23 protein-coding genes, 1 tRNA gene and 1 pseudogene are annotated in these 25,123 nt (G+C 66.4%); 10 read left to right on the top strand and 15 right to left on the bottom strand.

All coding sequences use genetic code 11. From position 1 onward, the window contains the following. Positions 1–25 precede the first annotated feature (25 nt). Together N7I30_RS14700 and N7I30_RS14695 are read right to left on the bottom strand one after the other, a co-directional pair. Complete coding sequence (locus N7I30_RS14700) at positions 26–463, bottom strand: DUF1489 family protein (protein ID WP_277026132.1); 438 nt, start codon at positions 461–463, stop codon at positions 26–28. A 243-nt stretch (positions 464–706) separates the two neighbouring features. Then, complete coding sequence (locus tag N7I30_RS14695) at positions 707–832, bottom strand: hypothetical protein (RefSeq protein WP_266102132.1); 126 nt, start codon at positions 830–832, stop codon at positions 707–709. Positions 833–1,098: 266 nt separating this feature from the next. Here N7I30_RS14695 and N7I30_RS14690 point away from each other — a divergent pair, with 266 nt between their 5' ends. Next, complete coding sequence (locus N7I30_RS14690) at positions 1,099–1,782, top strand: DUF599 domain-containing protein (RefSeq protein ID WP_491391668.1); 684 nt, start codon at positions 1,099–1,101, stop codon at positions 1,780–1,782. A 17-nt stretch (positions 1,783–1,799) separates the two neighbouring features. On the opposite strand, the gene N7I30_RS14685 is transcribed toward N7I30_RS14690, so the two are convergent. Genes N7I30_RS14685 through N7I30_RS14675 form a run of 3 tightly spaced genes read right to left on the bottom strand, consistent with a single transcriptional unit; the run spans position 1,800 to position 4,788 of the window. Further along, the gene (locus N7I30_RS14685) at positions 1,800–2,591 is read right to left on the bottom strand and encodes a YdcF family protein (protein ID WP_498639839.1); all 792 of its coding nucleotides are present in this window, start codon (positions 2,589–2,591) and stop codon (positions 1,800–1,802) included. Positions 2,592–2,608: 17 nt separating this feature from the next. Next, on the bottom strand, positions 2,609–3,958 hold the full coding sequence (locus N7I30_RS14680; protein WP_498639837.1) for a mechanosensitive ion channel family protein: 1,350 nt from the start codon (positions 3,956–3,958) through the stop codon (positions 2,609–2,611). Further along, complete coding sequence (locus N7I30_RS14675) at positions 3,958–4,788, bottom strand: aldo/keto reductase (protein WP_498639835.1); 831 nt, start codon at positions 4,786–4,788, stop codon at positions 3,958–3,960. The genes N7I30_RS14680 and N7I30_RS14675 overlap by 1 nt, the downstream gene beginning before the upstream one ends. A gap of 93 nt (positions 4,789–4,881) precedes the next feature. Between N7I30_RS14675 and N7I30_RS14670 the strand changes: the two genes are divergently transcribed. Next, entirely contained in the window at positions 4,882–5,844 is a 963-nt protein-coding gene (locus N7I30_RS14670) for a heparan-alpha-glucosaminide N-acetyltransferase (protein ID WP_498639833.1), read from the top strand. Between the two features lie 12 nt (positions 5,845–5,856). Here the strand turns inward: N7I30_RS14670 and N7I30_RS14665 are convergent, their stop codons facing one another. From N7I30_RS14665 to N7I30_RS14655, 3 genes are all read right to left on the bottom strand, one after another. Next, a complete protein-coding gene (locus tag N7I30_RS14665) occupies positions 5,857–6,258 on the bottom strand; it encodes a MerR family transcriptional regulator (RefSeq protein ID WP_009209463.1) in 402 nt (133 codons plus the stop codon). A gap of 114 nt (positions 6,259–6,372) precedes the next feature. Next, entirely contained in the window at positions 6,373–7,785 is a 1,413-nt protein-coding gene (gene mgtE / locus N7I30_RS14660; protein WP_024350582.1) for a magnesium transporter, read from the bottom strand. Between the two features lie 206 nt (positions 7,786–7,991). Continuing rightward, positions 7,992–8,076: transfer RNA gene (locus N7I30_RS14655), tRNA-Leu, on the bottom strand. A gap of 168 nt (positions 8,077–8,244) precedes the next feature. Between N7I30_RS14655 and lipB the strand changes: the two genes are divergently transcribed. Beyond that, positions 8,245–8,997, top strand: coding sequence for a lipoyl(octanoyl) transferase LipB (gene lipB / locus N7I30_RS14650; protein ID WP_498639830.1), 753 nt, complete (start codon positions 8,245–8,247; stop codon positions 8,995–8,997). 511 nt (positions 8,998–9,508) lie between these two features. Here the strand turns inward: lipB and N7I30_RS14645 are convergent. Together N7I30_RS14645 and N7I30_RS14640 are read right to left on the bottom strand one after the other, a co-directional pair. Further along, a complete protein-coding gene (locus N7I30_RS14645) occupies positions 9,509–9,784 on the bottom strand; it encodes an acylphosphatase (protein WP_498639828.1) in 276 nt (91 codons plus the stop codon). Positions 9,785–9,827: 43 nt separating this feature from the next. Beyond that, positions 9,828–11,843, bottom strand: a complete 2,016-nt coding sequence (locus tag N7I30_RS14640) for an acetyl-CoA carboxylase biotin carboxylase subunit (protein ID WP_498639826.1) — start codon at positions 11,841–11,843, stop codon at positions 9,828–9,830. Between the two features lie 172 nt (positions 11,844–12,015). Here N7I30_RS14640 and N7I30_RS14635 point away from each other — a divergent pair, with 172 nt between their 5' ends. From N7I30_RS14635 to N7I30_RS14625, 3 genes are all read left to right on the top strand, one after another. Beyond that, complete coding sequence (locus tag N7I30_RS14635) at positions 12,016–12,372, top strand: helix-turn-helix domain-containing protein (protein WP_187391807.1); 357 nt, start codon at positions 12,016–12,018, stop codon at positions 12,370–12,372. Positions 12,373–12,436: 64 nt separating this feature from the next. Next, the gene (locus tag N7I30_RS14630; protein WP_498639978.1) at positions 12,437–12,901 is read left to right on the top strand and encodes a YaiI/YqxD family protein; all 465 of its coding nucleotides are present in this window, start codon (positions 12,437–12,439) and stop codon (positions 12,899–12,901) included. A 383-nt stretch (positions 12,902–13,284) separates the two neighbouring features. Then, positions 13,285–14,196 (top strand): sensor domain-containing diguanylate cyclase, encoded by a 912-nt coding sequence (locus N7I30_RS14625; RefSeq protein ID WP_246716174.1) that lies wholly within the window; start codon positions 13,285–13,287, stop codon positions 14,194–14,196. Between the two features lie 404 nt (positions 14,197–14,600). On the opposite strand, the gene N7I30_RS14620 is transcribed toward N7I30_RS14625, so the two are convergent. After that, positions 14,601–15,965: a PleD family two-component system response regulator gene (locus tag N7I30_RS14620; protein WP_187391810.1), complete on the bottom strand. Its 1,365-nt coding sequence runs from the start codon at positions 15,963–15,965 to the stop codon at positions 14,601–14,603. A gap of 9 nt (positions 15,966–15,974) precedes the next feature. Then, positions 15,975–16,346 carry a response regulator gene (locus N7I30_RS14615; RefSeq protein WP_024350574.1) on the bottom strand — a complete coding sequence of 124 codons (372 nt, stop codon included), beginning with the start codon at positions 16,344–16,346 and terminating at the stop codon, positions 15,975–15,977. Positions 16,347–16,492: 146 nt separating this feature from the next. Here N7I30_RS14615 and N7I30_RS14610 point away from each other — a divergent pair, with 146 nt between their 5' ends. Both N7I30_RS14610 and N7I30_RS14605 read left to right on the top strand, forming a co-directional pair. Beyond that, the gene (locus tag N7I30_RS14610; protein ID WP_498639821.1) at positions 16,493–16,768 is read left to right on the top strand and encodes a DUF3572 domain-containing protein; all 276 of its coding nucleotides are present in this window, start codon (positions 16,493–16,495) and stop codon (positions 16,766–16,768) included. Further along, positions 16,765–17,427 (top strand): hypothetical protein, encoded by a 663-nt coding sequence (locus tag N7I30_RS14605; RefSeq protein ID WP_498639819.1) that lies wholly within the window; start codon positions 16,765–16,767, stop codon positions 17,425–17,427. The genes N7I30_RS14610 and N7I30_RS14605 overlap by 4 nt, the downstream gene beginning before the upstream one ends. A 152-nt stretch (positions 17,428–17,579) precedes the next feature. Here the strand turns inward: N7I30_RS14605 and dnaE are convergent, their stop codons facing one another. Next, the gene (dnaE, locus tag N7I30_RS14600) at positions 17,580–21,041 is read right to left on the bottom strand and encodes a DNA polymerase III subunit alpha (protein ID WP_498639817.1); all 3,462 of its coding nucleotides are present in this window, start codon (positions 21,039–21,041) and stop codon (positions 17,580–17,582) included. A gap of 423 nt (positions 21,042–21,464) precedes the next feature. Between dnaE and N7I30_RS14595 the strand changes: the two genes are divergently transcribed. Further along, the gene (locus tag N7I30_RS14595) at positions 21,465–22,070 is read left to right on the top strand and encodes a DUF922 domain-containing Zn-dependent protease (protein WP_024350571.1); all 606 of its coding nucleotides are present in this window, start codon (positions 21,465–21,467) and stop codon (positions 22,068–22,070) included. Positions 22,071–22,210: 140 nt separating this feature from the next. On the opposite strand, the gene N7I30_RS14590 is transcribed toward N7I30_RS14595, so the two are convergent. Together N7I30_RS14590 and N7I30_RS14585 are read right to left on the bottom strand one after the other, a co-directional pair. Then, positions 22,211–22,531, bottom strand: coding sequence for a 2Fe-2S iron-sulfur cluster-binding protein (locus tag N7I30_RS14590; RefSeq protein WP_009209451.1), 321 nt, complete (start codon positions 22,529–22,531; stop codon positions 22,211–22,213). A 169-nt stretch (positions 22,532–22,700) separates the two neighbouring features. Then, positions 22,701–23,084: an Hpt domain-containing protein gene (locus tag N7I30_RS14585; RefSeq protein WP_188076838.1), complete on the bottom strand. Its 384-nt coding sequence runs from the start codon at positions 23,082–23,084 to the stop codon at positions 22,701–22,703. Positions 23,085–23,500: 416 nt separating this feature from the next. Here N7I30_RS14585 and N7I30_RS14580 point away from each other — a divergent pair. Continuing rightward, positions 23,501–25,123 (top strand): annotated as a pseudogene (locus N7I30_RS14580) (hypothetical protein); the annotation flags it as partial.

The following is a 25,123-nucleotide window of genomic DNA, read 5'->3' as shown; positions in this document are numbered from 1 at the left end:
GGCGACCGCCGGATTCGGCGTCGCCTCAGAACAGCCCGAGCTCGATGAGTTCGCGCTGCATGTCCACGGGCAGGTCGCCCTCGCCCGCATCGCCGGTTCCGATGTCCCGCGGTACGTCGTCGGGCGTCAGGTAGCGCCAGCCCTGAAACGGGCGGCGCGGCTGGCGGGCGGTCCGCACGAAAGTCGGCTCCAGAACGAGCCGGCAACGCCCGACGCCTTCGGCATCCTTGAACGGCGTGACGGCGACGAGCGGCTGGCGGACCTGGATCTGGCCTTTGATCACCCAGTAGAGCGAGCCGCCATCCAGCAGTTCGTCGATCCGCTTGGGAACCATGCGCGTCACATGCGCCTGTTCGGCAGGCCGCCCCTGGAGACGCGCCGCGTCAAGACGTGCGGCGACATGCTCCTCGAGTTCCTCGACGCTGCCGATTCCGACGCACAGCTTTATCAGATGCAAAGGCATGGCTGCTTCTCGAAGCAAACGGCCCGCCGCGTCAAGCCGGATCGGGCACCCCTGGCTGCGACGTCAGGCCGCCGCCGGGCAAACTCCACGTCAGACGCCCGACACGCCATATCCTGCCCGGCCATGCCGAACGAAAGCGCCGGCAAGGTCAGGACAGCCCGGCACTGGCGTGCCGAAGCGAAGCGGAACGGATCTGTCGGAAAAAGGTCTGCGTCGGTGGGCGCCTGGCGCCGACCGGTTCGGTCAGCTGGCGGCGATGGCGACGGTCTCGGGAACCGTGAAGAGGAACCCCAGAACGAGGAGCGTAGAGAAGATCGCGACCGTCCATACGGTCACGCCCCAGCACGACTTGCGCACGCTGTCATCCATGTAACTGAATATCCTGAATCGAGATGGCTTGCGAACCGGTCATGACCCCCGTCCAGCGGTTGCAGCTCTTAAATATCCGTTAAGCGACGACGCCACAAGGCGGGTGCGATGCATATTTCCTCATGGCTGCTATGTTCCACGGCAACCTTGTCCCGGACTGATGCCGGCGTGTCGCGCGCCGTCTGGCCTGCGTCCCGTTGCCGCGCTATGAAAACCTCATGGAAATCCGGTCTCTCGCCGCGAGGGACCAAGCGGGGCATCGCATTGTGACGATCGATACGGGGGATGGCGCCGCACTCGCATTCTTTCTGGCGGTGTGGCTCGTCTACAATATCGTGACGGAGCACGGGCCGCTGGCAGCCCGTGGCCTGTCCCAGGCGATGAACCGGCAACGCGAATGCTGGATGCAGGTGATGCTGCTGCGCGATTTGCGGATGATCGACACGGCGATCATGGCGGGGCTCCAGCAGGGCACCGCCTTCTTCGCCTCCGCCTGCATCTTCGCCATCGGCGGCTGCTTCGCCCTTTTCAGCTCGGCCGACCAGATTGCCACCATCGCCGCCGAACTGCCTTTCCACGCTCAGCTCGACCGGGCGCTGGTGGAGATCAAGCTGCTCGGCCTGGTCACGATCTTCGCCTATGCCTTCTTCAAGTTCGGCTGGGCCTACCGGCTGTTCAACTATTGCTCGATCCTGATCGGCGCGATTCCCATGCGCGCGGAAGCCGATCTCGACCCGGACGCGGCCGAACGGGCTCTCGCCAAGGCCACACGGCTGAACCAACTCGCCGGCAAGCACTTCAACTCCGGACTGCGCGCCGTCTTCTTCGCCATCGCCTATCTCGGCTGGTTCCTCGGCCCGACGGCACTTGTCGCCGCGACGATCCTCGTCGTGGTGATTCTCGCCCACCGGCAGTTCATGTCGAATGCGCGCCGGGCGCTGCTGGACTGAACCGGCCGCTTGCCGCCTCAGGGCGCCGGGAACAACGCGTCGGTGCGTCCGCTCAGACGGTAGGCGACGAGCCCTAGATATTCGCGAATGGCGAAGTGCACCTTTTCCAGGTTGCGGGTCGTCGTGCTGGAGGGACGGTACAGGGCCGGCCCTGACGGCGTGCGGTAATCCACCGGATAGGGCACGATGTCGAAGCCGGCGACGCGGAAGCAGCCGACGGCACGCGGCATGTGCGACGCCGAGGTCACCAGCACCCACGTCTCGCCCGGCTTCGGCTGTGCCAGTTCCTTGGCGAAGACGGCGTTCTCGAAGGTGTCGCGCGCGCGCCCGTCGAGAAGCAGGCGGTCCGGCGCCAAGCCCAGCGCCCGGTAGAGCGCTTCGGCGGCCTCGGTCTCGGGAATGTCCTCTTCCAGGAGCGCCGCCACGCCGCCGCTGAACAGCAGCTTTGCCTCCGGGTAGCGCTGCGCCAGTTCCATGCCGGCGGTGACCCGGTCGGCGGCATCGTTCAGCTCGTTCATGCCCCGCGTGCGCGCCACGCGCGTGTCGAAGGCCCCGCCGAGGACGATGATCCCGTCGATCTCCGGCGGCAGGTCGGGACGCGGAAACCGGTCCTCCAGCACCGCCGTCATCACGAGGCCCAAGGGCGTCAGGCTGCACACCGCCAGTGTCGCCGTCGCCAGGACGAACAGGCCCGCCGCGATGCGTGGCCGGCCGAGCCATCCGGCCAGAAGCCCGAGCATCGCGACGAGCAGGATGGCGGCCAGCGGCTGCAGCACGAACCAGCCGATCTTGGCGGCATAGAAGAACAATGGCGGGCCCTCTCCGATCAGCTCTCGTCGCCATCCCGGCGCGGGGCCACCGACGCATCCTCGCGCGGCTCCGTCTGCACGACGACCGGTGTGCGCATGAGGATCTCGCGATGCGGGAACGGGATGGCGATGCCGTTCGCCTTGAAGGCATCCCATAGGGCCAGCAGCACGTCACCCCTGACATTGGTCAAGCCGGCCTGCGGGTCGCGGATCCAGAACCGCACGACAAAGTCGATCGACGATGCCCCGAAGCCGGTCATCCAGCAGACCGCCGGCTTGTGGGAGACCACCCGATTGCAGCTTTCCGCGGCCTCCTTGGCGATCCGGATCACCGCATGCGGATCGCTGTCATAGGCGACACCGAACTCCACATCGATCCGCACCAGGTCGTTCGAGAACGACCAGTTGATCACCTGGTTGGTGATGAAGTCCTCGTTCGGGATCAGATATTCGCGGCCGTCGCGGGTCACCACCGAGACGAAGCGCGCCCGCAATTCGCGGATCCAGCCGAAGGTATCGTCGAGCGAGATCGTGTCGCCCGGCTTGATCGAACGGTCGAGGAGAATGATGATTCCCGAGATGAAGTTCGACACGACCTTCTGCAGGCCGAAGCCGAGGCCGACGCCGATGGCCCCCGACAGGACGGTCAGCGCCGTCAGGTCGACGCCGATCGAGGCCAGCGCGATGGCAAGCGCCACCAGGATGAGGCCGATCTTCAGGAACTTGCCGATCAGCACCCTGAGCGTCGGCGTCAGTTCCTGATTGCGCTGCACGCGGGTGTCGAGGAAATTGCCGGCGACCGAGGCGAGCCACAGCGTGATGCCGATCACCGCGATCGCCTTGATCACCAGAAGCGCCGAGATCCGGCTCTGGCCGACGGTGATGGCCGATTCGTCCAGCACCGACGCCACCGGCTCCAGGAGGTCGAGGATCGAGAGGCCGGCAAGCAGCGAGGCGACGATGGTGATCAGCCGGGCCAGAAGCCGGTTGCGCACGATGCGCGAGGCGACGGCGATCACCAGATAGGCCAGCGCCAGGTCGAAGACGACACCGATGATCTGCGAGCGCGGCCCGCCGGCCGCCAGGTCGATCCGGGTCGCCAGCCACAAAAGCAGCACGAAGAAGATCAGCCCCATGCGGCGGCGTACGGCGACGACCAGCCGCAGGATCCGGGGGGCGCCCTTGATCCTGCGGGCCTGGACCTCGATCGGTTCGCGGGTCAGGCGATCGAGCACCCAGGCGAGGCCGAGGCAGGCGACGACGACGGCGATCTGGAACAGCGATGACGGCTCGTAGAAGAAGCCGAGCGCATCGCCCGCCCAGTTGGCGAGCGACTCGCCTGTCCGCCGCAGCGTCGCCTCGTCCATCAGGCGCGGTCCCAGTGGGGTGCGAAGGACGGATCGATCAGGCGTTTGCGCTGCAGGGTCAGCTGGTTCAGCGCGGTCCGCTCGGTTTCGGTCAGCTCGAAATCGAAGATGTCGAGATTCTCGCCGAGCCGCTCCGGCGTGCTCGTGCGCGGGATCGCGCCGACGATGTCCTGCTCGACCTCCCATCGCAGGACGATCTGCGCCGGGCTCTTGCCGTGGGCCTTTGCCGCTTCGGTGATCACCGGATCGGCCAGCAGCTCGCCGCCCTTGCCGATCGGCGAATAGGCGACCATTGCCATGTCGTGACGACGGCAGGCGGCGAGGACGTTCTCCTGGCTGAGATAGGGATGATACTCGACCTGGTTGCAGACCAGCGGCGCCGAGGACATGGCGGCCGCCTCGTCGACCATCGCGCTGGTGAAATTGGCGACGCCGATATGGCGGGTCAGCCCCTCGCCGATCGTCGCGTTCAGCGCATCGATCGATTCTTCCAGCGGCACGTCGGTGTTGGGCCAGTGGATCAGCAGGAGGTCGACCGGCCCCTGCCCGATTGCGTCCACCGCCGCCCGGGCGCTGTCCATCAGCTTGTCCTCGGTGATATCCGTCCACCAGATCTTGGTGGTGACGAACAGCTCCTCGCGGGCGATCCCGCTGGCCGCGATGCCGGCGCCGACTTCCTTTTCGTTCCCATACATGCGGGCGGTATCGATATGGCGGTAACCGGCATCGATCGCCTTTGCCACCATATCGACGCAAGTCTGGCCTTCGAGTGTGAATGTGCCAAATCCGATTGCGGGGATGCGGGCTCCGCCTGCCTCGATGATCTTCATGAACTGCCTTTCCGGATTGCGGCGTGCCGGGTTGCTCCGGCCGCTGTCCGTCCTGAAAGATAGGCGGACGGCAAGTGTGTCCAGCGTCAAGGAATGTGCGTGAGCCAGATAGACAACCCGCTTGTCAGCCGCGGGCGCATCGACATCATCGACATCGCGCGCGCCGTCGCGCTGTTCGCGATGGTGATCTACCACTTCACCTGGGATCTGGAGTTCTTCAACTATGTCGAGCGCGGGCTGACGGGCCACGGCGGCTGGCGCATCTTCGCGCGCGCCATCGCGTCGTCCTTTCTGTTCCTGGTCGGTGTGAGCCTTGTGCTGGCCAATGGCCGCGGCATTCGCTGGCAGCCCTTCGGCAAGCGCCTGCTGCAGGTCGTGGCCGGCGCGCTCGCCATCACCGTCGCGACGCACTTCGCCACGCCCAACAGCTTCGTCTATTTCGGCATCCTGCATCACATCGCGGTCGCCAGCGTGCTGGGTCTTCTCTTCCTGCGGCTGCCCTGGTTCGTGACGGCGGCGCTGGCCATCGCGGTGGTCGCCCTGCCCGGCTTCGTCGCAACGCCGCTGCTCGATCCGAAATGGCTCAACTGGATCGGCCTGTTCCAGACCCCACCGCTCTCCAACGACTTCGTGCCGCTGTTTCCGTTCTTCGGGGCGGTCCTCGCCGGGATCGCGGTCGCTCGGCTTACCGTCGACACTGGCTGGGTTGCGCGCATGCGCACGTGGAATGCGGGTCTGAAGTCGTTTTCGCCGCTGGCCGCGATCGGCCGCCATTCGCTGCTGTTCTACCTCTTGCACCAGCCGATCCTGTTCGGGCTGGTCTTCGTCTTCGCCCAGATCGCACCGGCCGATCGCACCGCGGTCTTCCGGGCCGACTGCCAGCGCTCCTGCATCGCCGAGCGCGACGCGGCGTTCTGCGAACGCTATTGCGGCTGCGCCGAACGCGAGTTGCAGCGGCGGGACCTGTTCGATGTGTTGATGGGCGGCGATCCGAGCGAGACGCAGATGTCGGCCATCCGCGACGTGACCCGCGAGTGTTCGTTCCGGTCGGAGTGACCGGAGGTACCGTCAGCCGGTCCGCACGCTCTGGCCGACGCCCAGCTCGGCCATGCGGGTCAGGCAGGCTTCCTCGGCAGCGTCGAGTTCGCGCAGCAGGTCCTCGATGTCGCGGCGTTTCTGCTCGAGCTCGCGCCGCTTGTCGCTGACCCGCCCGATGATCGCCTTGAGCTGGCCGGCCTCGCCGGGCGGGCTCTTGTACATGCTCATGATCTCGCGGATTTCCGCGATGGAGAAACCGAGGCGCTTGCCGCGCAGGATGTTCTTCAGGAGCTGGCGGTCGGAATGCCGGAAGAGCCGGGTGCGCCCCCGGCGGATCGGCGCCAGCAGCCCCTCGTCCTCGTAGAAGCGGATCGTCCGCGTCGAGATGCCGAACTCACGGGTGAGCTCCGTGATCGTGTAATAGTCTCGCATTCGACGTTCCGTATCCCTCGGTCGGCGCCCTCAGGGTGATGCATGCCGCCAGATTTACGTAAAAGTCAATCCGGGAACTGCCCCATGGTTACCTGACCGGGGGCATCTCTGACGTCAGCCGAGGCCGAACCAGAAGGCGGCCAGCCCAAGAAAGGCGAAAAATCCCACCACGTCTGTGACGGTGGTCACGAAGGTACCCGACGCGATCGCCGGATCGGCGCCGAACCGGTCGAGAATCAGCGGAATCAGGATGCCGGCGAGCGCTGCGGCCATCATGTTGACCACCATGGCGACCGCGATCACCCCGCCGAGCCCGGCGCTTTCGAACCAGACGGCGGCGACGAGCCCGATGATTAGGGCGAAGAGCACACCGTTGAGGAGCCCCACCAACGCCTCGCGTCGGATGATCCGGCCGGCATTATAGAGGTCGATGTCGCGGGCCGCGAGCGCACGCACCGCAACCGTCATGGTCTGGGTGCCGGCATTGCCGCCCATCGAGGCGACGATGGGCATCAGGATCGCCAAGGCCACCATCTGCTCGATCGTGGCGTCGAACAGGCCGATGACGCAGGACGCCAGGATTGCCGTCGCCAGGTTGATCAGCAGCCAGGAAAAGCGCGACCGCGCCGCCGTCAGCACCGTATCGGAAATCTCTTCGTCGCCGACACCGCCGAGACGCTTGATGTCCTCGTCGGCTTCCTGCTGCAGGATATCGATGACGTCGTCGATGGTCAGGATGCCGACGAGACGCTCGTTCTCGTCGACGACCGCGGCCGACAGAAGATCGTACTGCTCGATGATTTGGGCGGCTTCTTCCTGGTCCATCTCGGCCGGGATCGCATGCCGCGTCTCGTGCATGATGTCTTCGATCTTCTCCGGCCGCTTGGCGCGCAGGATGCGGTCGAGATCGACGGCGCCCTGCAGCTTGAAGCTGGGATCGATGACGAAGATCTGCGCGAAGGATTCGGGAAGCTCCTCCTCGTCGCGCATGTAGTCGATGGTCTGGCCGACGGTCCAGAACGGCGGCACCGCGACGAATTCCGTCTGCATGCGCCGGCCGGCCGATTCCTCGGGATATTCGAGCGAGCGCCGCAGCCGGATGCGTTCGCGAAACGGCAACCGGTCGAGGATTTCCTTGCGGTCCTCCTCGTCCAGATCCTCCAGGATGTAGACGGCGTCGTCGGAATCCAGCTCGCGCAGCGCCTCGGCCACCTGCGCGTTGGGCATCGCGTCGACGATGGACAGGCGGATCGCTTCGTCCACCTCGGTCAGCGCAGTGTAGTCGAACTCGTCGCCCATGAGCCGGACGAGCGACTGCCGGGCGTCGTTGTCGAGCGCTTCGAGAAGGTCGCCGAGCTCGGATTCGTGCAGCCGGCCGACTTCCTCGCGCAGATAGGCGGGGTTCTCGCCGTCGATCGCCGCTTCGATGCGCTCGAGAAACGCGCCGTCGACGAAGCCGCCCTCGTCGTAGATGCCCGACAGAGCTTCGGCCTCGGGCACATCGCTTGTAAGCTGTGTGTCAGCCATGCACCCTCCGATTCTTGGGGTTACCAGAGAAACCCGTCGGCAGGGACGGTCGAGACGCGTCTAGAGGAAATGTCCGTCATCCGGAAGCCGCCAGCGGCAGGCATTCCGACGAATGTCGCAATCGAAGCCAGTCGTCAGGTCGCGACCGAGGGTGCCGCAGACCGGGGCGGCAAGGCCGCATGACTGTCCGATTGTCGAAAGAAGGCTGGTGCGGTCGAGAAGACTCGAACTTCCACGGGTTGCCCCACAGCGACCTCAACGCTGCGCGTCTACCAATTCCGCCACGACCGCACGCCGTGTAACCGAGGGCCGGTAATGCCGTCGGTGGCGGGCATGTAACAAGAGTCGCGGAACCGCACAAGGGCTTTTCCTATCGCGACGCCGGCATTTGTCGGATCATCGCACGCCGCCGCGCCGGGCCTGCTTTTCGCGCCCTCCCCGAGCCGCTACATAGCAGCCATGACGACGTCTTCCGAAGCCCCGCCGGCGATCCCTCGCCTTGCCACCGTCACCGAACGATTTGCCGCCAGGGCGGGGTCGGGCCCGGTCGAATGGCGCGTCGTCGACGGTCTACTGCCCTATTCGGACGCGCTGCAGATGATGGAACGCCGGGTGGCCGAGATCGCCGCCGGCACGGCGCCCGAGACCGTGCTCCTGGTCGAGCATCCGCCGCTCTATACGGCCGGCACCGGCGCCCGGGACGACGATCTCGTCGATGCCCGGCGGTTTCCCGTGTTCAAGGCCGGACGCGGCGGCGAATACACCTATCACGGCCCCGGCCAGCGGGTGGCCTATGTGCTGCTCGACCTGAAGCGCCGCCGCGAGGACGTCCGCGCCTTCGTCGCCGCACTGGAGGCCTGGATCATTGGCACGCTCGACGGCTTCCAGGTCCGCGGCGAGCGCCGCGAGGACCGCGTCGGCGTCTGGGTGCAACGGCCCGAGCGCCCTCGCGCCGCCGATGGCACGGTCGCCGAGGACAAGATCGCTGCCATCGGCATCCGGGTACGCCGCTGGGTGACCTTCCACGGCATCTCGCTGAACGTCGATCCCGACCTCGGCCATTTCACCGGCATCGTGCCCTGCGGCATTCGCGGCCACGGCATCACCAGCCTCGCCGATCTCGGTATCCTGGTGTCCATGCCCGAGGTCGACACCATGCTGCGCGCGCAGTTCGAAGCGGTGTTCGGGGATACGGCAGACGCGCAGCGCTAGGCGGCGAGGCGTCGGGCGCGTTTCCGCCGCTCACTGCCGAGCGGGTGGGCCTTTGGGGGCATGTCGTCAACGGATTGGCGTGCAGGACACCGTCGCCGGACAGGCGTTGCGATGTCGAGGCATGGGTCCTCGGGTCAAGCCCGAGGATGACGCTCTGTGGGGGTTGGGATCGCTACACGCACAGGCCGCTGGTGACAGGGGCGTAGGAGCGGACGCGGTAGAGGACAGGATCGAGCCTCCACTGACACCGTGCCTGTCCCGCGCATGTGTCGCGAGCCTGGTGGCCATGCAGACGGATAAGCCTGCCTTCGGCGCGCCTCCCCTTCTACACGGCCCAGCCGCTTCGAAGTCGACCCAACGCGGCGTACGCGACTAGCCAAACCCTATATCAAGGTCGTCATCCTCGGGCTTGACCCGAGGACCCATGCCAAACCGGTCCCGTTGCACCGACGGATACAAGCAAGCGACGACATCCCGCCGGACCACCAGAATACGTCCGTACGCCCCGGCCCTACGCCGTCGCGCGCACGGCGAATTCCCCCTCCGGCGCCTCATCGCTCTCCGCCACGTCGACCGCCGACACGGACGCGCTGGACGGCCCCGTCCAGAGCGCCGTCAGCATGTCGTCGACGATCGCGGGCTCGCCGGCGATGACGGTCTCGACCTCGCCTGTCGCGCGGTTGCGCACCCAGCCGGACAGGCCGCGCCGCACCGCCTCGTCCCGGCACCAGGCGCGGTAGCCGACGCCCTGGACCCTTCCGGCGACGGTCACGTGAACGCATTTCATCGGCGCCTCGTCAGTGCTTGCGGATCCGGCCGGAAAACCGGCCCTATTCGAACTCCATGATGACCGCGTCGACAGCGAGGCTATCGCCCGGCTTGGCGTTCAGCTTGGTCACCGTCGCGTCGCGCTCGGCCCGCAGGATGTTCTCCATCTTCATCGCCTCGACGACGGCCAGCGTCTCGCCGGCCTTGACCTCCTGCCCCTCCGAGACGGCGATCGAGACGACGAGGCCCGGCATCGGGCAGAGCAGCATCTTCGAGGTGTCCGGCGGAGTCTTCTCGGGCATCAGCCGGTCGAGCTCGGCAATGGCCGGCGACAGCACCTTGGCCTCGACCCACAAGCCGTCGACGAAGATCGCCGTCACGTTCTCGCGCGAGCGTACCTGCGCCGCCAGTTCCTCACCGTCGAGCATCCCGAACCAGGGCGACTGGCCCGGCTCGTAGTCGGTCGCGAGCACGCATTCGGCGCCATCGACGCTCATGCGATACTGCACCGGACCACCCGCGGTGCCGGCCTCCGGCACGACGGTCACGGCCAGATATTCGCCATCGATCTTGGCGACCCAGTCACGCTGGATCGCACCGGAATGAACCCGCAGACGGTCGATATGCCGGTCGAGCCGGGCCTTGCGGGCCATTTCGATGGTGGTGGCCACCAGCGCAGCCCGGCGAAGCGTCTCCGCCGAAGGGGTCGGCCGCGCGAAACCGTCGGGATATTCCTCGGCGATGAAGGCGGTCGACAGCCGGCCCTCGCGCCAGCGCGGATGCTCCATCAGCGCGGCAAGGAACGGGATGTTGTGTTCGATGCCCTCGATCTCGAAACGCGACAGCGCAACGCTCATCGCGTCGATCGCCGCCTCGCGCGTCGCCGCGTGGGTACAGAGCTTGGCGATCATCGGGTCGTAGAACATGGCGATCTCCGAGCCCTCGGTGACGCCGGTGTCGTTGCGCACGGTGGCGTCGCCGAGCGCCCCCTCCTGCGGCGGCCGGTAGCGGGCCAGACGCCCGATCGACGGCAGGAACCCGCGAAACGGGTCTTCGGCGTAGATCCGGCTTTCGACGGCCCAGCCCTCCAGCCGCACCGCGTCCTGCGCGATCTGCAGCGTCTCGCCCGCCGCAACGCGGATCATCTGCTCGACGAGGTCGATGCCGGTGACGAGTTCGGTCACGGGATGCTCGACCTGCAGCCGGGTGTTCATTTCGAGGAAGTAGAAATTGCGCTCGGCATCGACGATGAACTCCACCGTGCCGGCGCTCTGGTAATCGACGGCCTGGGCCAGTGCGACGGCCTGCTCGCCCATGGCGCGCCGCGTCTCGGCGTCGAGATAGGGCGACGGCGCCTCCTCCACGACCTTCTGGTTGCGCCGCTGGATCGAGCATTCCCGCTCACCCAGATGGATCGCGTTGCCGTGCGAATCCGCCAGCACCTGGATCTCGATATGGCGCGGATCGACGATGAACTTCTCGATGAAGACCCGGTCGTCGCCGAAGGAGGAACTCGCCTCCGATCGCGCCCGGTCGAAGCCGTCGCGGCATTCGGCATCGTTCCAGGCAATCCGCATGCCCTTGCCGCCGCCGCCGGCAGACGCCTTGATCATCACCGGGTAGCCGATCTCGCCGGCAATCCGCACCGCCTCGGCCGGATCTTCGATGATCCCCAGATGGCCGGGGACGATGTTCACGCCGGCCTTCTCGGCAAAGAGCTTAGATTCGATCTTGTCGCCCATTGCCCGGATCGCCCTTGGCTTGGGGCCGATGAAGACGATGCCGTTCTCCTCGAGGAGTTCGCAGAAGCTGGCTCGCTCCGACAGGAAGCCGTAGCCCGGATGCACCGCTTCGGCGCCGGTGGCGCGGCAGGCCTCCAGGATCTTCTCGGCGACGAGATAGCTCTCGCCGGCAGGCGACGGGCCCACATGCACGGCCTCGTCGGCCATCCCCACATGGACGGCACGGCGGTCCGCATCGGAATAGACCGCCACGGTGGCGATGTTCATCGCCCTCGCCGTCTTGATGACCCGGCAGGCGATCTCACCGCGATTGGCGACCAGAATCTTCTTGAACATGATGGGGTGCTACTCCGGAACAGATCGTGCATCCTGCAATCGCGTCCGTTTTGACCTCTGGGCCGTCCGACTGCAAGCCGCATGCCCCGTCCGCGCCGCGGACCTCGCCTGCGGCCGGCAGCGCTGCGACGGGTCCGGGTGCGAACCGCGACAGGAAGGAAGCAAGGGCCCGATGACGGATATCATGCAGATGGATGGCGACACGATGGGCGGGCGCATTCAGCGCGGCCGCGAATCGCTGGGCATCACCACCGCCGAACTCGCGGCGCGTCTCGGCGTGAAGCCGGAAACCATGCGCGGCTGGGAGCGCGACCGGTCCGAGCCGCGGGCCAACCGCCTGATTACCCTGTCCGGCATTCTCGGCGTCAGCCCGGCCTGGCTGCTCGGCGGCTATGGCGAGGTCCCCGATACCGTCGATCTCGACGAGGACGGCATGGCCGCCCGACTCGACAATCTGCGCGCCCGGCGCGATGTGCTGGATCGCGAGATCGCCCGGCTGGAAGCCGCCATGGCAAGCGCATCCGCATGACGATATTCGCTACCTCGAAGCTCTGGCCGAGCCTCTGCCTCGCCGCGCCCATGTCCTCCCGCGGATCCCTGGCCCGATGATCAAGGTTCTGATCGACGCCGACGCCTGTCCGGTCAAGGACGAAGCCATCGAGGTCGCCGGGCGCTACGGCGCCGAAGCCGTGCTGGTGTCGAATGGCGGCATGCGCCCGTCCCGCTATCCCGACGCGCGGATCGTGACGGTGCCCGAGGGCGCCGACGCGGCGGACGACTGGATCGTAGAGGCGATCGAGGCCGGCGACGTCGTCGTCACCGCCGACATTCCGCTTGCGGCGCGCGCTCTGGAGAAGAACGCCGCCGCCCTCGGGCCGACCGGCCGCGAATTCACGCCCGAGTCGATCGGCACGGCGCTGTCGATGCGCGCCTTCAAGCAGCATCTGCGCGAGACCGGCGAGAGCAAGGGCTACAACGCCTCCTTTACCAATGCCGACCGCTCCCGCTTTCTGCAAAGCCTCGACCAGATCCTGCGACGGCCGCCGGCCCGCAACTGACACGGAGCGACGATCGCGCCCGCAAGTTCCCCGTGCGAACCGCCTGCCCTGTCAATGGGTTGCGGAAACGCAACCATCTCCAGCCCGGCAAAGAGAACAGCTACGAAAATCGGCGGCGTTTCTTTCAAATTTGCTTCAAATTCAAGCGGATGGCGAGACCAGGGCAGCATTTCGCCTGCAACGTGGCAGGCCGCAGACTTGCTGCATTGCAAAAGTATTGTGCAGAACAATTAATTCGTCAGGAATCTTTATATTCGACCAAGTTGGTTACCGGTCGTTAGGAAAGGGCCACTATCTTCCCTTTACGGAAGTTTCAGGGGCACGAAAAATCGGTGTAGATCATTATGTTGGAGTATCGCGAGCAAGGGTTCGCCGTCCAGTTGATGGAACACCTGGTTGTTCCCACCTTCGTCCTGGATGCCAGCGGACATGTCACGATCTGGAATCGCGCCTGTGAGCGGCTGACCGGCGTGCGCGCCGCGGAGGTGATCGGGACCAAACTGCACTGGAGCGGCTTCTACGAGAGCGCCCGCCCGTGCCTCGCCGATCTGGTCCTCAATGGCGAGGACGATCTGGTCGACGAACTCTATCTGGCCAATCGCAGCGAGACCTACCAGCATGGCGCGCTGTCCGCGGAGAACTGGTGCGTCCTGCCGCAATGCGGTGCCCGCCGCTATCTGGCGATCGACGCTGGTCCGATCTATTCGCCCAGCGGCTCGCTGATCGCCGTCGTCGAAACACTGCGCGACATCACCTCCCAGAAGGAAGCCCAGACGGCGCTCGAGACCCTCGCCAGCCAGGATGGGCTCACCGGCGTCGCCAATCGCCGCATGTTCGACCAGCGGCTGGCCGCCGAATGGCAGCACCCGGCGCATCTGTCGCTGCTGATGATCGATATCGATCACTTCAAGCCCTACAACGATGCCCTCGGCCACCAGCGCGGTGACGAGTGCCTGCGGCGCATCGCCGATCTCATCGTCTCGGAGACCCGGCAGGAATGTGATCTCGTGGCGCGGTACGGCGGCGAGGAATTCGCGGTGATCCTGCCCCATGCCGATATGCAGATCGCCCTCGCGGTCGCCCGGCGGATTCTCGCGGCCCTGAAGCGGGCAGCGATCGAGCATCCCTGCCCGGCCTGCCCCCCTTTGGTCTCGCTGAGCATCGGCGCGGCCTGCCGCAGCGATCGCTCCGTCACGCCCGACGCGCTCATCGCCGCCGCCGACGCCTCGCTCTACCGCGCCAAGCAGCTCGGCCGCGACCGGATCATCATCGGCGAAACCGAGATCGCCGCCTGAGGCCGAGACAGTCTGCGAACATCATCGACCCGCGCGACCGGGTCGCGCGCATCGCATGATGTAAGATCTTTCAGATGAAGAGAGACGGCCCCTGGTCACAAAACCAAAGTGGCCGGCCGGTCTTCGTGCGACGGTACGAGGAAACCGCCATTGCACTTGACCGACCGACCGCCCCACGGGACCCAGGAGATGCGGCGGACCTGAGCATTCCATGGGGTAACTGCGAAGATGCCGGGTTAACCCCTTGACCTTCGGTGTAAAGGCAGGTTCGCGCAGAACCTCGCCAAATGCAACGATGTCACGTGCTCACCGCGCATGAAGTTTTAAACAATGGTTAAGACGCGTGCGTACGCGGCTCTTCGTGGAGCGTCGGGCCTCGCCGCAAAGCGCTGCGCCGGCCTGACTCAGGCGGCTTTCGCCAGCCCGACCCGGTTTCGCCCGTCGCGCTTGGCTTCGTACAGCGCCTGGTCGGCCCGCTCGATCAGGGTGGCGGCATTGTCCCGCGCCGCGTCGAAGACCGCGAGCCCTTCGCTGACCGTCACCGTGAGAAGTTCGCCGGCGATCTGGAACGGCATGTCGCACACGCTCCGGCGAATGCGGTCGGCCACCGCCATCGCGGTGGTCTCGTCGGCGCCGATCATCAGCACGGCGAATTCCTCGCCACCGAACCGGCAGGCGAGATCGCTGGCCCGCAGGCAGCCGCTGAGCCGCCGGGCGAAATCCTTCAGCACCAGGTCTCCGGCCGCATGGCCCCAGCCATCGTTGATGCGCTTGAAATGGTCGATATCCGCCATCAGCACGGAAAAGCTGATCCCGGTCTCGCGCGCCCGCACGACCGCCTTGTCCAGATGCGTCTCCATGAAGCGCCGGTTGTGCAGGCCCGTCAGCGGATCCGACAGCGCCATGGCGAGGGTTTCCTCAACCGAGCGCCGCAGGCAATCGTCGTAGCGGCGGCGGCGCAGCTGCGTGCGAATGCGCGCGACCAGCTCGTTGCGATCGAGCGGCCGCTGGAGATAGTCGTTGGCGCCGAGCTCCAGGGCCTTGGCCGCGCCAACATCGTCGCCGGCGGCCGCGATGCCGATGACCGGCAAATGCCGGGTCGCCGCATTGGATCGAAACTGCGAGACGAGCCGCAACGGGTCGCCGGCGCTGGCCGCCAGATCGACGAGAATGACGTCCACCTGGCCGGCGGTGGCCGCTGCCAGCATGGCCGCCGCATCGTCCGTGACCTCGACGGTTGCGATTCCCTTGAGATGCTTTTGCAGGCGACGTACCTCGTCGGCGCTGTCGGCGAACAGGGCCAGCCGCGTCGATGACGGAAAGACGCCGCCGCCCGCATCGTCCTGGCTCACCAGGCTGGCCGCGGTTTCGGCGCGCCGGCGCAGCTCGTCGGTGGTCAGCTTCAGCCGCGTCAGGCTGCGCACGCGCGAAAACAGCGGCAGGTCACGGACCGGCTTGGTCAGAAAATCGTCGGCGCCGGCCTCCAGCCCCGCCACACGATCGGATGGCTGGTCCAGCGCCGTGATCAGCACGATCGGAAGATGCATCATCTCCGGATCGTTTTTCATCAGCCGGCACACCTCGAAACCGTCCATCTCGGGCATCATCACATCGAGAAGAACGAGGTCGATGCTCTGGTTGCGGCAGATCTCCAGCGCGGCGGCCCCGCTGGTGGCGGTCACCACGTCGTAATATTCGGCCGTCAGGCGCGCTTCCAGGACCCGGAGATTGATCTCGAGGTCGTCGACGATCAGGATCCGTGCGGTCATGACAACTCCTCAGGCGTCGCCGAGAAACGAGCGGATCGTCTCGATGAACTTGGTCACGGAGATCGGCTTGGAAATATAGGCTTCGCAGCCCCCCTGCCGGATCCGTTCCTCGTCGCCCTTCATCGCAAAGGCGGTGACGGCGATCACGGGGATGCGGAACAGCTCGGGGTCCTCCTTGAGCTGACGGGTCACGTCCAGCCCGGAAATCTCCGGCAGCTGGATGTCCATCAGGATCAGGTCGGGTCGATGTTCGCGGGCCAGCTCCGTGGCGGTCAGCCCGCTGCGGGTCTGGACCGTCCGATAGCCGTGCGCCTCGACCAGGTCGCGGAAGAGCTTCATGTTCAGCTCGTTGTCCTCGACGATCATCACGGTTTTCGCCATTGACGGCACTCCTTGCCTCGACCAGCCCTCATGCTTCGGCTATCGATGGCCTCTTCTACTCGGATTTGATTTAAGAAGTGGGAATGGACAGGTTGCCATCTCTTAACGATAACAAATGGTTGCGGAACGGCGCGCGGGCGCCTGCAATGGACCGGGCCGCGGCCGAAACACTCGCCGTCACGGCCCTCTCCTTCCTTGCCGCCGACCCGAAGCTCTTCGACCGGTTCCTTGCCCTGACCGGCATCGAGATCGGTGCGATTCGCCAGGTGGCCGCCTCGCCCGGCTTCCTGCTCGGCGTCTTCGACTTCATTCTCGGCCACGAGCCGACGCTGATCGCCTTCGCCGAGGATGCCGAGATCGATCCGGCCCGCGTCGTGGCCGCGCGGCAGGCGCTCGCCGGTCCGGGCGAGTCGACCGAATGAGCCGTCCCCTCGTTACCGCAGGCCCGGCCATCGCCAGTCTCGAGCAGCGAAGCGATTCGCTGCTGATCCTCGACATCGACGAGGTGGTGCTGGAGTTCATCGCGCCCTTCGGGGCCCTGCTGGAGGAACACGGCGCGCGCCTCCACCCGGAGAGCTTCAAGCTGACCGGCAATGTACGTTCGATCTCGACCGGGACTGCGCTCACCGGCCACGAACTCGACCAGCTGACCGTCCGGCTCTACGAAGAGCAGGAAACCCGCCAGCGTCCCGTCGCCGGCGTGTCCGACACGCTGCGCCAGTTGGCCCGCCGCACCGACATCCTGTTCCTGACGGCCATGACGCCGAGCTATTACGATGTCCGCCGCGCCCTTCTCGATCGCGAGGGCCTCGCCTATCCGATGATCGCCACCGAGCGCTCCAAGGGCGCCGTCGTCGCCGAACTGCGTGAGCGCTGGCGCGGCACCAGCATCTTCGTCGATGATCTGCCCCCCAATCTCGCCTCGGTCCGCAAGAGCGCGCCCGACACCCATCTCCTCCACCTCATGGCCAACGACGTCTTCCGCCAGCATCTGCCGGCCCTGCCGGCCGGTGCCCGCGCCGCGACCAACTGGCAGGAGGCGAGCGGCATCATCGACGAGATTCTCGGCGCCGCCGCCTGAACGGTCCGCCCGGCTTCGTCCACCACGCGGAAACGAAGCGCCACTGCGCGCATTGACCGTCGCGATCCCCGACGATCGTGATCCGCGTCGTCACCCCCGCCAGTTCCGGCCGCCAACGCCGGGGCGGGTGGTGCCTGTATCCGCGCCCTCGTCTACAGAAGCTCGACGTCGAGGACGCCGGGCGCGGCCTTCACCACGCTCGCCATCTGCGGCGAGACCCGGTAGCGCCCCGGCAGCGTGATCTCCACCTCCCGCTCGCCGCCGTCGCGGACCAGCACCAGCGAAATCTCGCTGTCGCCGTCGGCGCGCAACTGGCTTTTGAAGGCCTGCAGCGGATTGGCGTCCCGCATGAACACCCGCAGCGCCTTCTGCATGCGCACGGCCTCGTCCTCCAGCGACTGCACCGACTGGACCCGGAACGACACCCCCTCCGGCCGCTCCTCGGCCGACACGCCGACGATTACTGAGGAGCCCGGCTCGAGCTGGTCGCGAAAAGCATAGAGCGCTTCGGAGAACAGGACGACCTCGTACTGGCCGCTCGGATCTGACAACTGGATGATGCCGAGCTTGCCGCCGCTGCGGGTCTTGCGCTCCTGGCGCGAAGTCACCGTGCCGGCCAGCTTGCCGGCGGTGGCGCCGCGCTTGACCGCATGGATCACCTCCGCATGGGTCTGCACCCGCAGACGCTTCAGTGTCGTCTTGTACTCGTCGAGCGGATGCGCCGAGAGATAGAAGCCGATCGCCTGGAATTCGCGCAGCAGCTTTTCCGACGAGGTCCAGAGCTGCGCGGGATTGAGATGCAGCGGCTCGGGCTCGCTGCCGGCCCCGCCGAACATATCGTGCTGGCCGGACGTGCGACCCTCGTGCACCCGCAGGGCATAGGACGCCATCAGGTCGATATTGGCGCATAGCAGCGCCCGCTCGTGGCCGAAACAATCCAGCGCGCCGGCGGCGATGAGGAATTCGAGCGTCCGCTTGTTGACGATCTTCGGGTCGATGCGGGCGCAGAAATCCTCCAGCGACTGGAAGCTGCCGTCGCCGCGCGTCGCCACGATGTGGTCGACCGCCTGCTCGCCAACGCCCTTGATGGCGGCCAGCGCGTAGAAGATCTTGTTCTCGCCGACCTCAAACTGCCGGAACGAGGTCTGCACCGACGGCGGCACGATCTTGATGCCCAGCCGCATGGCGTCCATGCGGAAATCGTTGAGCTTTTCCGTATTGCCCGCATCCAGCGTCATCGACGCGGCGAGGAACTCGACCGGGTGGTTCGCCTTCAGATAGGCCGTCTGGTAGGCGACCAGCGCATAGGCGGCCGCATGGCTCTTGTTGAAGCCGTAGTCGGCGAACTTCGCCAGAAGGTCGAAGATCATATTCGACTGGGCCTTGTCGAGGCCGTTGGCGACCGCGCCCTCGACGAAGCGGACCCGCTGCTTGTCCATCTCGGCGCGGATCTTCTTGCCCATGGCGCGGCGCAGGAGATCGGCTTCGCCGAGCGAGTATCCCGACAGGACCTGGGCGATCTGCATCACCTGTTCCTGGTAGATGATGACGCCCTGGGTCTCCTTCAGGATCGGCGCGATCTTGTCGTGGATGAAGTCCGGCTCTTCCTCGCCGTGCTTGCGCGCATTGTAGGTCGGGATGTTCTCCATCGGGCCCGGCCGATAGAGCGCCACCAGCGCGATGATGTCCTCGAACCGGTCCGGGCGCATGCCGATCAGCGCCTTGCGCATGCCGACCGATTCCACCTGGAACACGCCCACGGTCTCGCCGCGGGTCATCATCTCGTAGGTCCTGGCGTCATCCAGCGGGATGGCCGACAGATCGATGGTCGGCCCGGTGCGGGCGATCAGCTCGACCGCCTTCTGCAGCACCGTCAGCGTCTTCAGGCCGAGAAAGTCGAACTTCACCAGACCGGCCGGTTCGACCCATTTCATGTTGAACTGGGTGACAGGCATGTCCGAGCGCGGATCGCGGTACATCGGCACGAGCTGCGACAGCGGCCGGTCGCCGATCACGATGCCCGCCGCATGGGTCGAGGCGTGGCGGTAGAGCCCTTCGAGCTTCAGCGCGATCGAGATCAGCCGGTCGACGATCTCTTCCTTCTCGCGCGCCTCCTGGAGACGCGGCTCTTCCACCAGTGCCTGCGCCAGCGTCACCGGATTGGCCGGGTTCTGGGGCACCAGCTTGCAGAGCTTGTCGACCTGGCCGTAGGACATTTCGAGCACGCGGCCGACGTCGCGCAGCACGGCGCGCGCCTGCAGCGTTCCGAAGGTGATGATCTGGCCGACCTGCTCGCGCCCGTATTTCTCCTGGACGTAGCGGATCACTTCCTCGCGCCGGTCCTGGCAGAAGTCGATGTCGAAGTCGGGCATCGACACGCGTTCGGGATTGAGGAAGCGCTCGAACAGCAGCGAGAAGCGCAGGGGATCGAGGTCGGTGACCGTCAGCGCATAGGCGACCAGCGAGCCTGCGCCCGAACCACGGCCGGGACCGACGGGAATGCCCTGCGCCTTGGCCCATTTGATGAAGTCGGCAACGATCAGGAAGTAGCCCGGGAACTTCATCCGCTCGATGATCGACAGCTCGAATTCCAGCCGCTCGCGATAGCTTTCCGCGGTCTCGCCGGGTGCCAGCCCGTGCGCGGCAAGCCGCGCCTCCAGCCCTTCGATGGCCTGGCGCCGCAATTCGGCGACCTCGGCCGCCTCGGCTTCGGCCGCGTCGGCATCGGCGCCGGCAAAGCGCGGCAGGATCGGCGCGCGGGTCCGCGGCCGGTAGCTGCAGCGCTGGGCGATCTCGACCGTGTTGTGCAGGGCTTCCGGCAGGTCGGCGAACAGCACCGACATCTCGTTCTGGGACTTCAGGCTGTGGTCGCGCGACAGGCGACGCCGGTCCTCCTGGCTGACCAGACGGTTGCTGGCGACGGCGATCAGGGCGTCATGGGCTTCGAAATCGTCGGCCTTCAGGAAGAAGGGTTCGTTCGTCGCCACCAGCGGCAGCGCCATGTCGTAGGCGAGCTGCAGCGTGTCCGCCTCGACCTTGCGGCTGCGCCCCTCGTGGCGTTGCAGCTCGACATAGAGCCGGTCGCCGAAGACCGGCACCATCCGCTCCATGCGGCTGCGGGCGAGATCGTACCGGTCCGCCGCGATCGCCGAGCCGATCGGACCGAGCGGGCCGCCGGTCAGGGCGATGATTCCCTCGGACCGCGTCTCCAGCCAATCGAACAGCACATGCGGGCGCGGATTGTCGGCATGCCCGAGATAGGCGAGCGAGACGATCTCCACGAGATTGGCGTAGCCCGCTTCCGTCGCCGCGATCAGCACCAGCGGCGCGATCGAGGACAGGCTACGTTCGCGGCGCCCGCCCCGGCTCTCCTCGCAATCGGAGAACTCGACGTCGATCTGGCAGCCGGTGATCGGCTGGATGCCGGCCTTGGACGCCTTCTCGGAAAACTCCAGAGCGCCGAACAGATTGTTGGTGTCGCAGATGCCGATCGCCGGCGCGTCGTCGCCCTTTGCGAACTTGATGATCTGGTCGAGCTTCAGCGCGCCTTCGAGCAGGGAAAAGGCGCTGTGGACCCGCAGATGGACGAATTTGGGTTTGGTATCCGACGCCATGCTGCTGCTCCATCATTCCCGAACCGGCCATCGACCACGGCCAGCTCCGCCTCTTGGCGCTGGCCATCGGCCATCACCCGTCAAGGCACCCCAACGACTAGGCCGAGTGGCCGCCGGAGGGAACCGCCGTCCCGCAACGGTGCACAGGAAAGCGGCGGCTACACCACATGAACGAGAAGGCTGAGGCTGCACACGAAACCGGAGACGACGGCGAGCGACAACAGGTCCTTGGCGATATCGAGCATGATGTTCCTCCTATGTTCTGTGTTCCTCATATGTTCTCGTTTGTTCTAGATTGTCAACCTCCCGGACGGAACGACGGGCGTGCTTCCGCCGCGGCGCCTCCCGCAGGCAAGAGACTTGTGTCGCCGCGCCAAACGGTTAGCGTGGACGGACGGCGACCATCGACATGGTGAGGAAGAGATGACGCGTAGGGCAATCTTGCTGCTGGCCGGCCTCGCCGTCCTTGCGGGCGCGTCGGCAACAGCCGAGACGCTGGACGAGACGACGCGCTACTTCGCCATCCGCGGCACGACGCTGGCGGAGCTCGATCGCGATCTCAATCGCCGCGGCCCCTTCGTCGCCGAAACCGGGCTACGCCATCCCGGCGCGACGGAGGTGAAGTTCGACGGGCACGTCACCTACAAGCGCGTCGCGGAAGGCTGCGCCGTCGACATGGCCAATGTGAAGCTGACGCTCAACATGCTTCTGCCGAAATGGGCGCCGCCCCGCGGGGTCGCGCCGGAGACGATCCTGATCTGGCGAACGCTGGAATCAGATATCGAGCGCCATGAAAAGCATCATGCGGACATCGCCAAGAGCTGGCTGAAACGCATGGAAATGGCGCTGCGCAATTTGCGGCCCGAGCCGAGCTGCGCCCGGATGGAAGCTTTGGTCAACCAGGTGACCCAGCGCTATCTCGCCGGCCACGAGCGGGCCCAGGTCGAGTTCGACACCATCGAGGGACGCGAGGTCAATTTCCGCCTGCGCCGGGCACTCAGCCGGGCCGTATCGGACTACCGGCGCTGACCGCACGCCGGACCGGCTCAACCGGGTTTGGACAGGCGGTCACCGAGGGTGCCCGCGACCACGAAGCCGCAAGCCCTCTTATCGAGTCTGGACGTGCGGCCGCGTCTGGCGCGCCGGCCGCAATGCCGCAAGAATCGTGATCAGGCCTGCTGCGCCGGGACCGTCAGGACGAGACCGTCCAGATCGTCGCGCATCTTGATCTGGCAGGAGAGACGGGAATTCGGCTGGGGTTCGTAGGCGAAGTCCAGCATGTCCTCCTCCATCGGCTCCGGCTCGCCGGTCTTCGCCGTCCAGGCCTCGTCGACATAGACATGGCAGGTGGCACAGGCGCAGGCACCGCCGCATTCGGCCTCGATGCCGGGCACGTCGTGCTTGACCGCGTTCTCCATGGCGGTGGTGCCGTTCGGCGCATCGATCTCGAAGCGTTCACCCTCCGGGGTGAGGAAAACGAGCTTGGGCATGAATGAGGCTTTCGGCTTGCGGGGTCGGGTCGGCGGCGGGCGCGTCGTGGCAAGGGCCAAACGGGCATGGCCTGCGCCGCCGCTGATGGTCGCGCTTGGTTAGAGTTCGCACGGGTCGGAAGTCAACCGGTTGCGGTGCCGCTGCGCGGCTCGGCCGGACGCCGGCGACTTATCGGGCGAGGCCCGTGACGAAGCCGAGCGTCTCGTCCACTTCAGCCCGAAGCGCCGCCAGACTGGCCGCGTCAAAGCCCGATCGCTCGCTCGCCTCGGCGGCGTCCGCCAGCGGAAACGCTCCGACATTGCGGCACGCCCCCTTCAGCGTATGGGCGATCTGCCGCAGCTCCAGCCCGCCAGCGGTCTCCAGCCGGACACCGACCAGTTGCAGGTGCCGCACGAACAGCCCGAGCACCTCCCGCTCCAGGCTACGATCGCCGGCCGTTTGCCGGGCGAGATGCACCAGGTCGATGGGCCGCTGACCGGAGGGGGAGCGCAGTGCGCCCTCGCCTGCCGGGGTGAAGGCATCGTCGGGAAGTGAATGCGCAAGCGAGACCATGGGACCATCCGAACAATCGAGCGATGCGGTCCGGAGCTCATATATAGAGCTCCGTCCTGGACGCAGCTTCGATCATCCGCCGCCGGAATGGAGGAAGCGTTAAGCGCGCTGACCGGAACCTGCCCCAAAGCGTTGCAGATGTGCCATGTCGGCCTAGAATTGGACTCCAGCGGGCCCGGCGCGAATTTCGGTTTATCGTTAACCTTATGTTTAAACTTGTAGGGATCGGGCCCTTTTACGGTTTCTTTCGACGCGGTCGCTAACTAGCATCAATCGTGCGAAACTGTCCGATGGCCTCTGGCCGGGTGTTGACGGTTGACTGCGTCCGAATTCGGCGAGGCCTGAAAACCTGTCGCCGCTTCGGTGGCCCATATGCCGAGCGGGTCCAGAGTAACGAGTATTGAGGCGCGACGGAAATGTCCCAGACCAAATCCATCGACCAGCTTTCAGACGATACGGTCAACGAGATCGAGGAAGCCCTGCGTGAGGATTTCGAGGCCGGTTCCGACGATGGCGCGACAGTCGCTTCGGGACAGCTCGACCAACCCTCCGCCGCCGACCGCACCGATGTCGAGTTCTCCTTCGATGATTTCGAACGGCAGATCAGCGAGACCGCGGGCGAGCTGAGGACCGAGAGCGCCGAGGCCAGGCCCGCGACGGGTGTTCGCCGCGCCTCGCTGGCCGATTTCGTCGCGTTCGACACGCCGACCGAGGAGCAGGCTCCGCGCACCGAGACCGAGTACGAGCCGCATACGGCCCGCCCGGCGCCCCGGCGCAGCCCTGCCCCGACGCCCCGCCAGGCACCGCCGGCCGCATCGCGCCCGGCCCGCCAGCCTGCCGCCGACCTGCCGCGCCAGAAGGCAGCGCCGCAGCCAAGCCCGGCCGCCGCTCCGGCGCGCGAACGTCCGGCCGCGCAGGCCGCGCCGCGCCCCGACACCGCCGAGCGCCGCCCCGAGCCGAGCGAAGCGCCCCGCGCCTATTCCCAGCCCGCGGCCAACGACGAGGAGCGCCGCACCTCGGTGATGGCCGACGCCCTTCTCAGCCGTCGCGCGTCGATGCTGCCGATCTGGATCGGCGCCGCCGTCTCGGCCGCCTGGGTCGGCATCGTCGGCTATATCAGCTACGACCTCTACGGCTCGGACATCGCGACCCTGTCGGATGGCATTGCCGACCCGTTCCGCCAGTCGGAACTGGCGGTCATGGCCGCCGTGCTGGTTATTCCGGTGCTGCTGATCATGGCTTTCGCCGTGATGGTCCGCCGGTCGGCGGACATGCGCCTGATGAGCCGGTCCATGGCGGAAGTCGCCCTGCGACTGGCCGAGCCGGAATCCATCGCCACCGAGCGCGTCATGAGCGTCGGCCAGGCCGTGCGGCGCGAGGTCGCCGCCCTCGGCGAAGGCGTCGAACGCGCCCTGGCGCGCACCGCCGAACTGGAGAATGTCGTCCACAACGAGGTGAGCTCGCTGGAGCGCGCCTATGCCGACAACGAGGCCAAGATCCGCGGCCTCGTCAACGATCTCGGCGCCGAGCGCGACGCGATGCTCTCCCACGCCGAGCGCCTGCGCTCGGCCGTCGTCGGTTCGCATCAGCGCCTGGTCGAGGATGTCGACGGCGCTTCCGACCATATCCTGTCGCGAATCGAGGACGCCTCCCGCCGCTTCACCACGCTGCTCGACGAGCGCGGCGACGCCCTCGCCCGCGACTACACCCGGCGCAGCGACGAGTTCGTCAGCCTGGTGGACGAGCACACCCGCAATGCACGCGAGAGCCTGGCCAAGGACAGCGACAGCCTGATCGCGCGTATCACCAAGAGCGCCGACGACGCGACCAGCCGTCTGAGCGAGAGCGGCGACGAGGTTGCCCGACTGATCGAACTGCGCACGGCCGATCTCGACGACCGCAGCCGCAACCTGATCGAGCGCATCTCCGCCGCCGGCGAAGCGATCTCCGGCCTGCTGCAGACGCGCGGCGACACGCTGGCGGGTGACAGCGAGAAATTCCTCACTGACCTGACCGGGGTTCTCGACGACCGCGCCATC

It is taken from the genome of Aurantimonas litoralis (assembly GCF_026153195.1).
Classification (GTDB): Bacteria; Pseudomonadota; Alphaproteobacteria; order Rhizobiales; family Rhizobiaceae; genus Aurantimonas; species Aurantimonas coralicida.
The sequence above is the reverse complement of the archived record's forward strand: the minus strand, read 5'-3'. Positions and strand labels throughout refer to the sequence as shown.

Excerpts from the sequence above, each read along its gene's own strand:
- N7I30_RS14585 (WP_188076838.1), bottom strand. The coding sequence starts at position 23,084 with ATGGTCTCGCTTGCGCATTCACTTCCCGACGATGCCTTCACCCCGGCA.
- N7I30_RS14645 (WP_498639828.1), bottom strand. The coding sequence starts at position 9,784 with ATGAAATGCGTTCACGTGACCGTCGCCGGAAGGGTCCAGGGCGTCGGC.
- N7I30_RS14610 (WP_498639821.1), top strand. The coding sequence starts at position 16,493 with ATGGACCGGGCCGCGGCCGAAACACTCGCCGTCACGGCCCTCTCCTTC.
- N7I30_RS14665 (WP_009209463.1), bottom strand. The coding sequence starts at position 6,258 with ATGCGAGACTATTACACGATCACGGAGCTCACCCGTGAGTTCGGCATC.
- N7I30_RS14670 (WP_498639833.1), top strand. The coding sequence starts at position 4,882 with ATGTGCGTGAGCCAGATAGACAACCCGCTTGTCAGCCGCGGGCGCATC.
- N7I30_RS14700 (WP_277026132.1), bottom strand. The coding sequence starts at position 463 with ATGCCTTTGCATCTGATAAAGCTGTGCGTCGGAATCGGCAGCGTCGAG.
- lipB (WP_498639830.1), top strand. The coding sequence starts at position 8,245 with ATGACGACGTCTTCCGAAGCCCCGCCGGCGATCCCTCGCCTTGCCACC.
- N7I30_RS14635 (WP_187391807.1), top strand. The coding sequence starts at position 12,016 with ATGACGGATATCATGCAGATGGATGGCGACACGATGGGCGGGCGCATT.
- N7I30_RS14620 (WP_187391810.1), bottom strand. The coding sequence starts at position 15,965 with ATGACCGCACGGATCCTGATCGTCGACGACCTCGAGATCAATCTCCGG.
- N7I30_RS14590 (WP_009209451.1), bottom strand. The coding sequence starts at position 22,531 with ATGCCCAAGCTCGTTTTCCTCACCCCGGAGGGTGAACGCTTCGAGATC.
- N7I30_RS14595 (WP_024350571.1), top strand. The coding sequence starts at position 21,465 with ATGACGCGTAGGGCAATCTTGCTGCTGGCCGGCCTCGCCGTCCTTGCG.
- N7I30_RS14640 (WP_498639826.1), bottom strand. The coding sequence starts at position 11,843 with ATGTTCAAGAAGATTCTGGTCGCCAATCGCGGTGAGATCGCCTGCCGG.
- mgtE (WP_024350582.1), bottom strand. The coding sequence starts at position 7,785 with ATGGCTGACACACAGCTTACAAGCGATGTGCCCGAGGCCGAAGCTCTG.
- N7I30_RS14695 (WP_266102132.1), bottom strand. The coding sequence starts at position 832 with ATGGATGACAGCGTGCGCAAGTCGTGCTGGGGCGTGACCGTATGGACG.
- N7I30_RS14675 (WP_498639835.1), bottom strand. The coding sequence starts at position 4,788 with ATGAAGATCATCGAGGCAGGCGGAGCCCGCATCCCCGCAATCGGATTT.
- N7I30_RS14625 (WP_246716174.1), top strand. The coding sequence starts at position 13,285 with ATGGAACACCTGGTTGTTCCCACCTTCGTCCTGGATGCCAGCGGACAT.
- N7I30_RS14615 (WP_024350574.1), bottom strand. The coding sequence starts at position 16,346 with ATGGCGAAAACCGTGATGATCGTCGAGGACAACGAGCTGAACATGAAG.
- N7I30_RS14680 (WP_498639837.1), bottom strand. The coding sequence starts at position 3,958 with ATGGACGAGGCGACGCTGCGGCGGACAGGCGAGTCGCTCGCCAACTGG.
- N7I30_RS14605 (WP_498639819.1), top strand. The coding sequence starts at position 16,765 with ATGAGCCGTCCCCTCGTTACCGCAGGCCCGGCCATCGCCAGTCTCGAG.
- dnaE (WP_498639817.1), bottom strand. The coding sequence starts at position 21,041 with ATGGCGTCGGATACCAAACCCAAATTCGTCCATCTGCGGGTCCACAGC.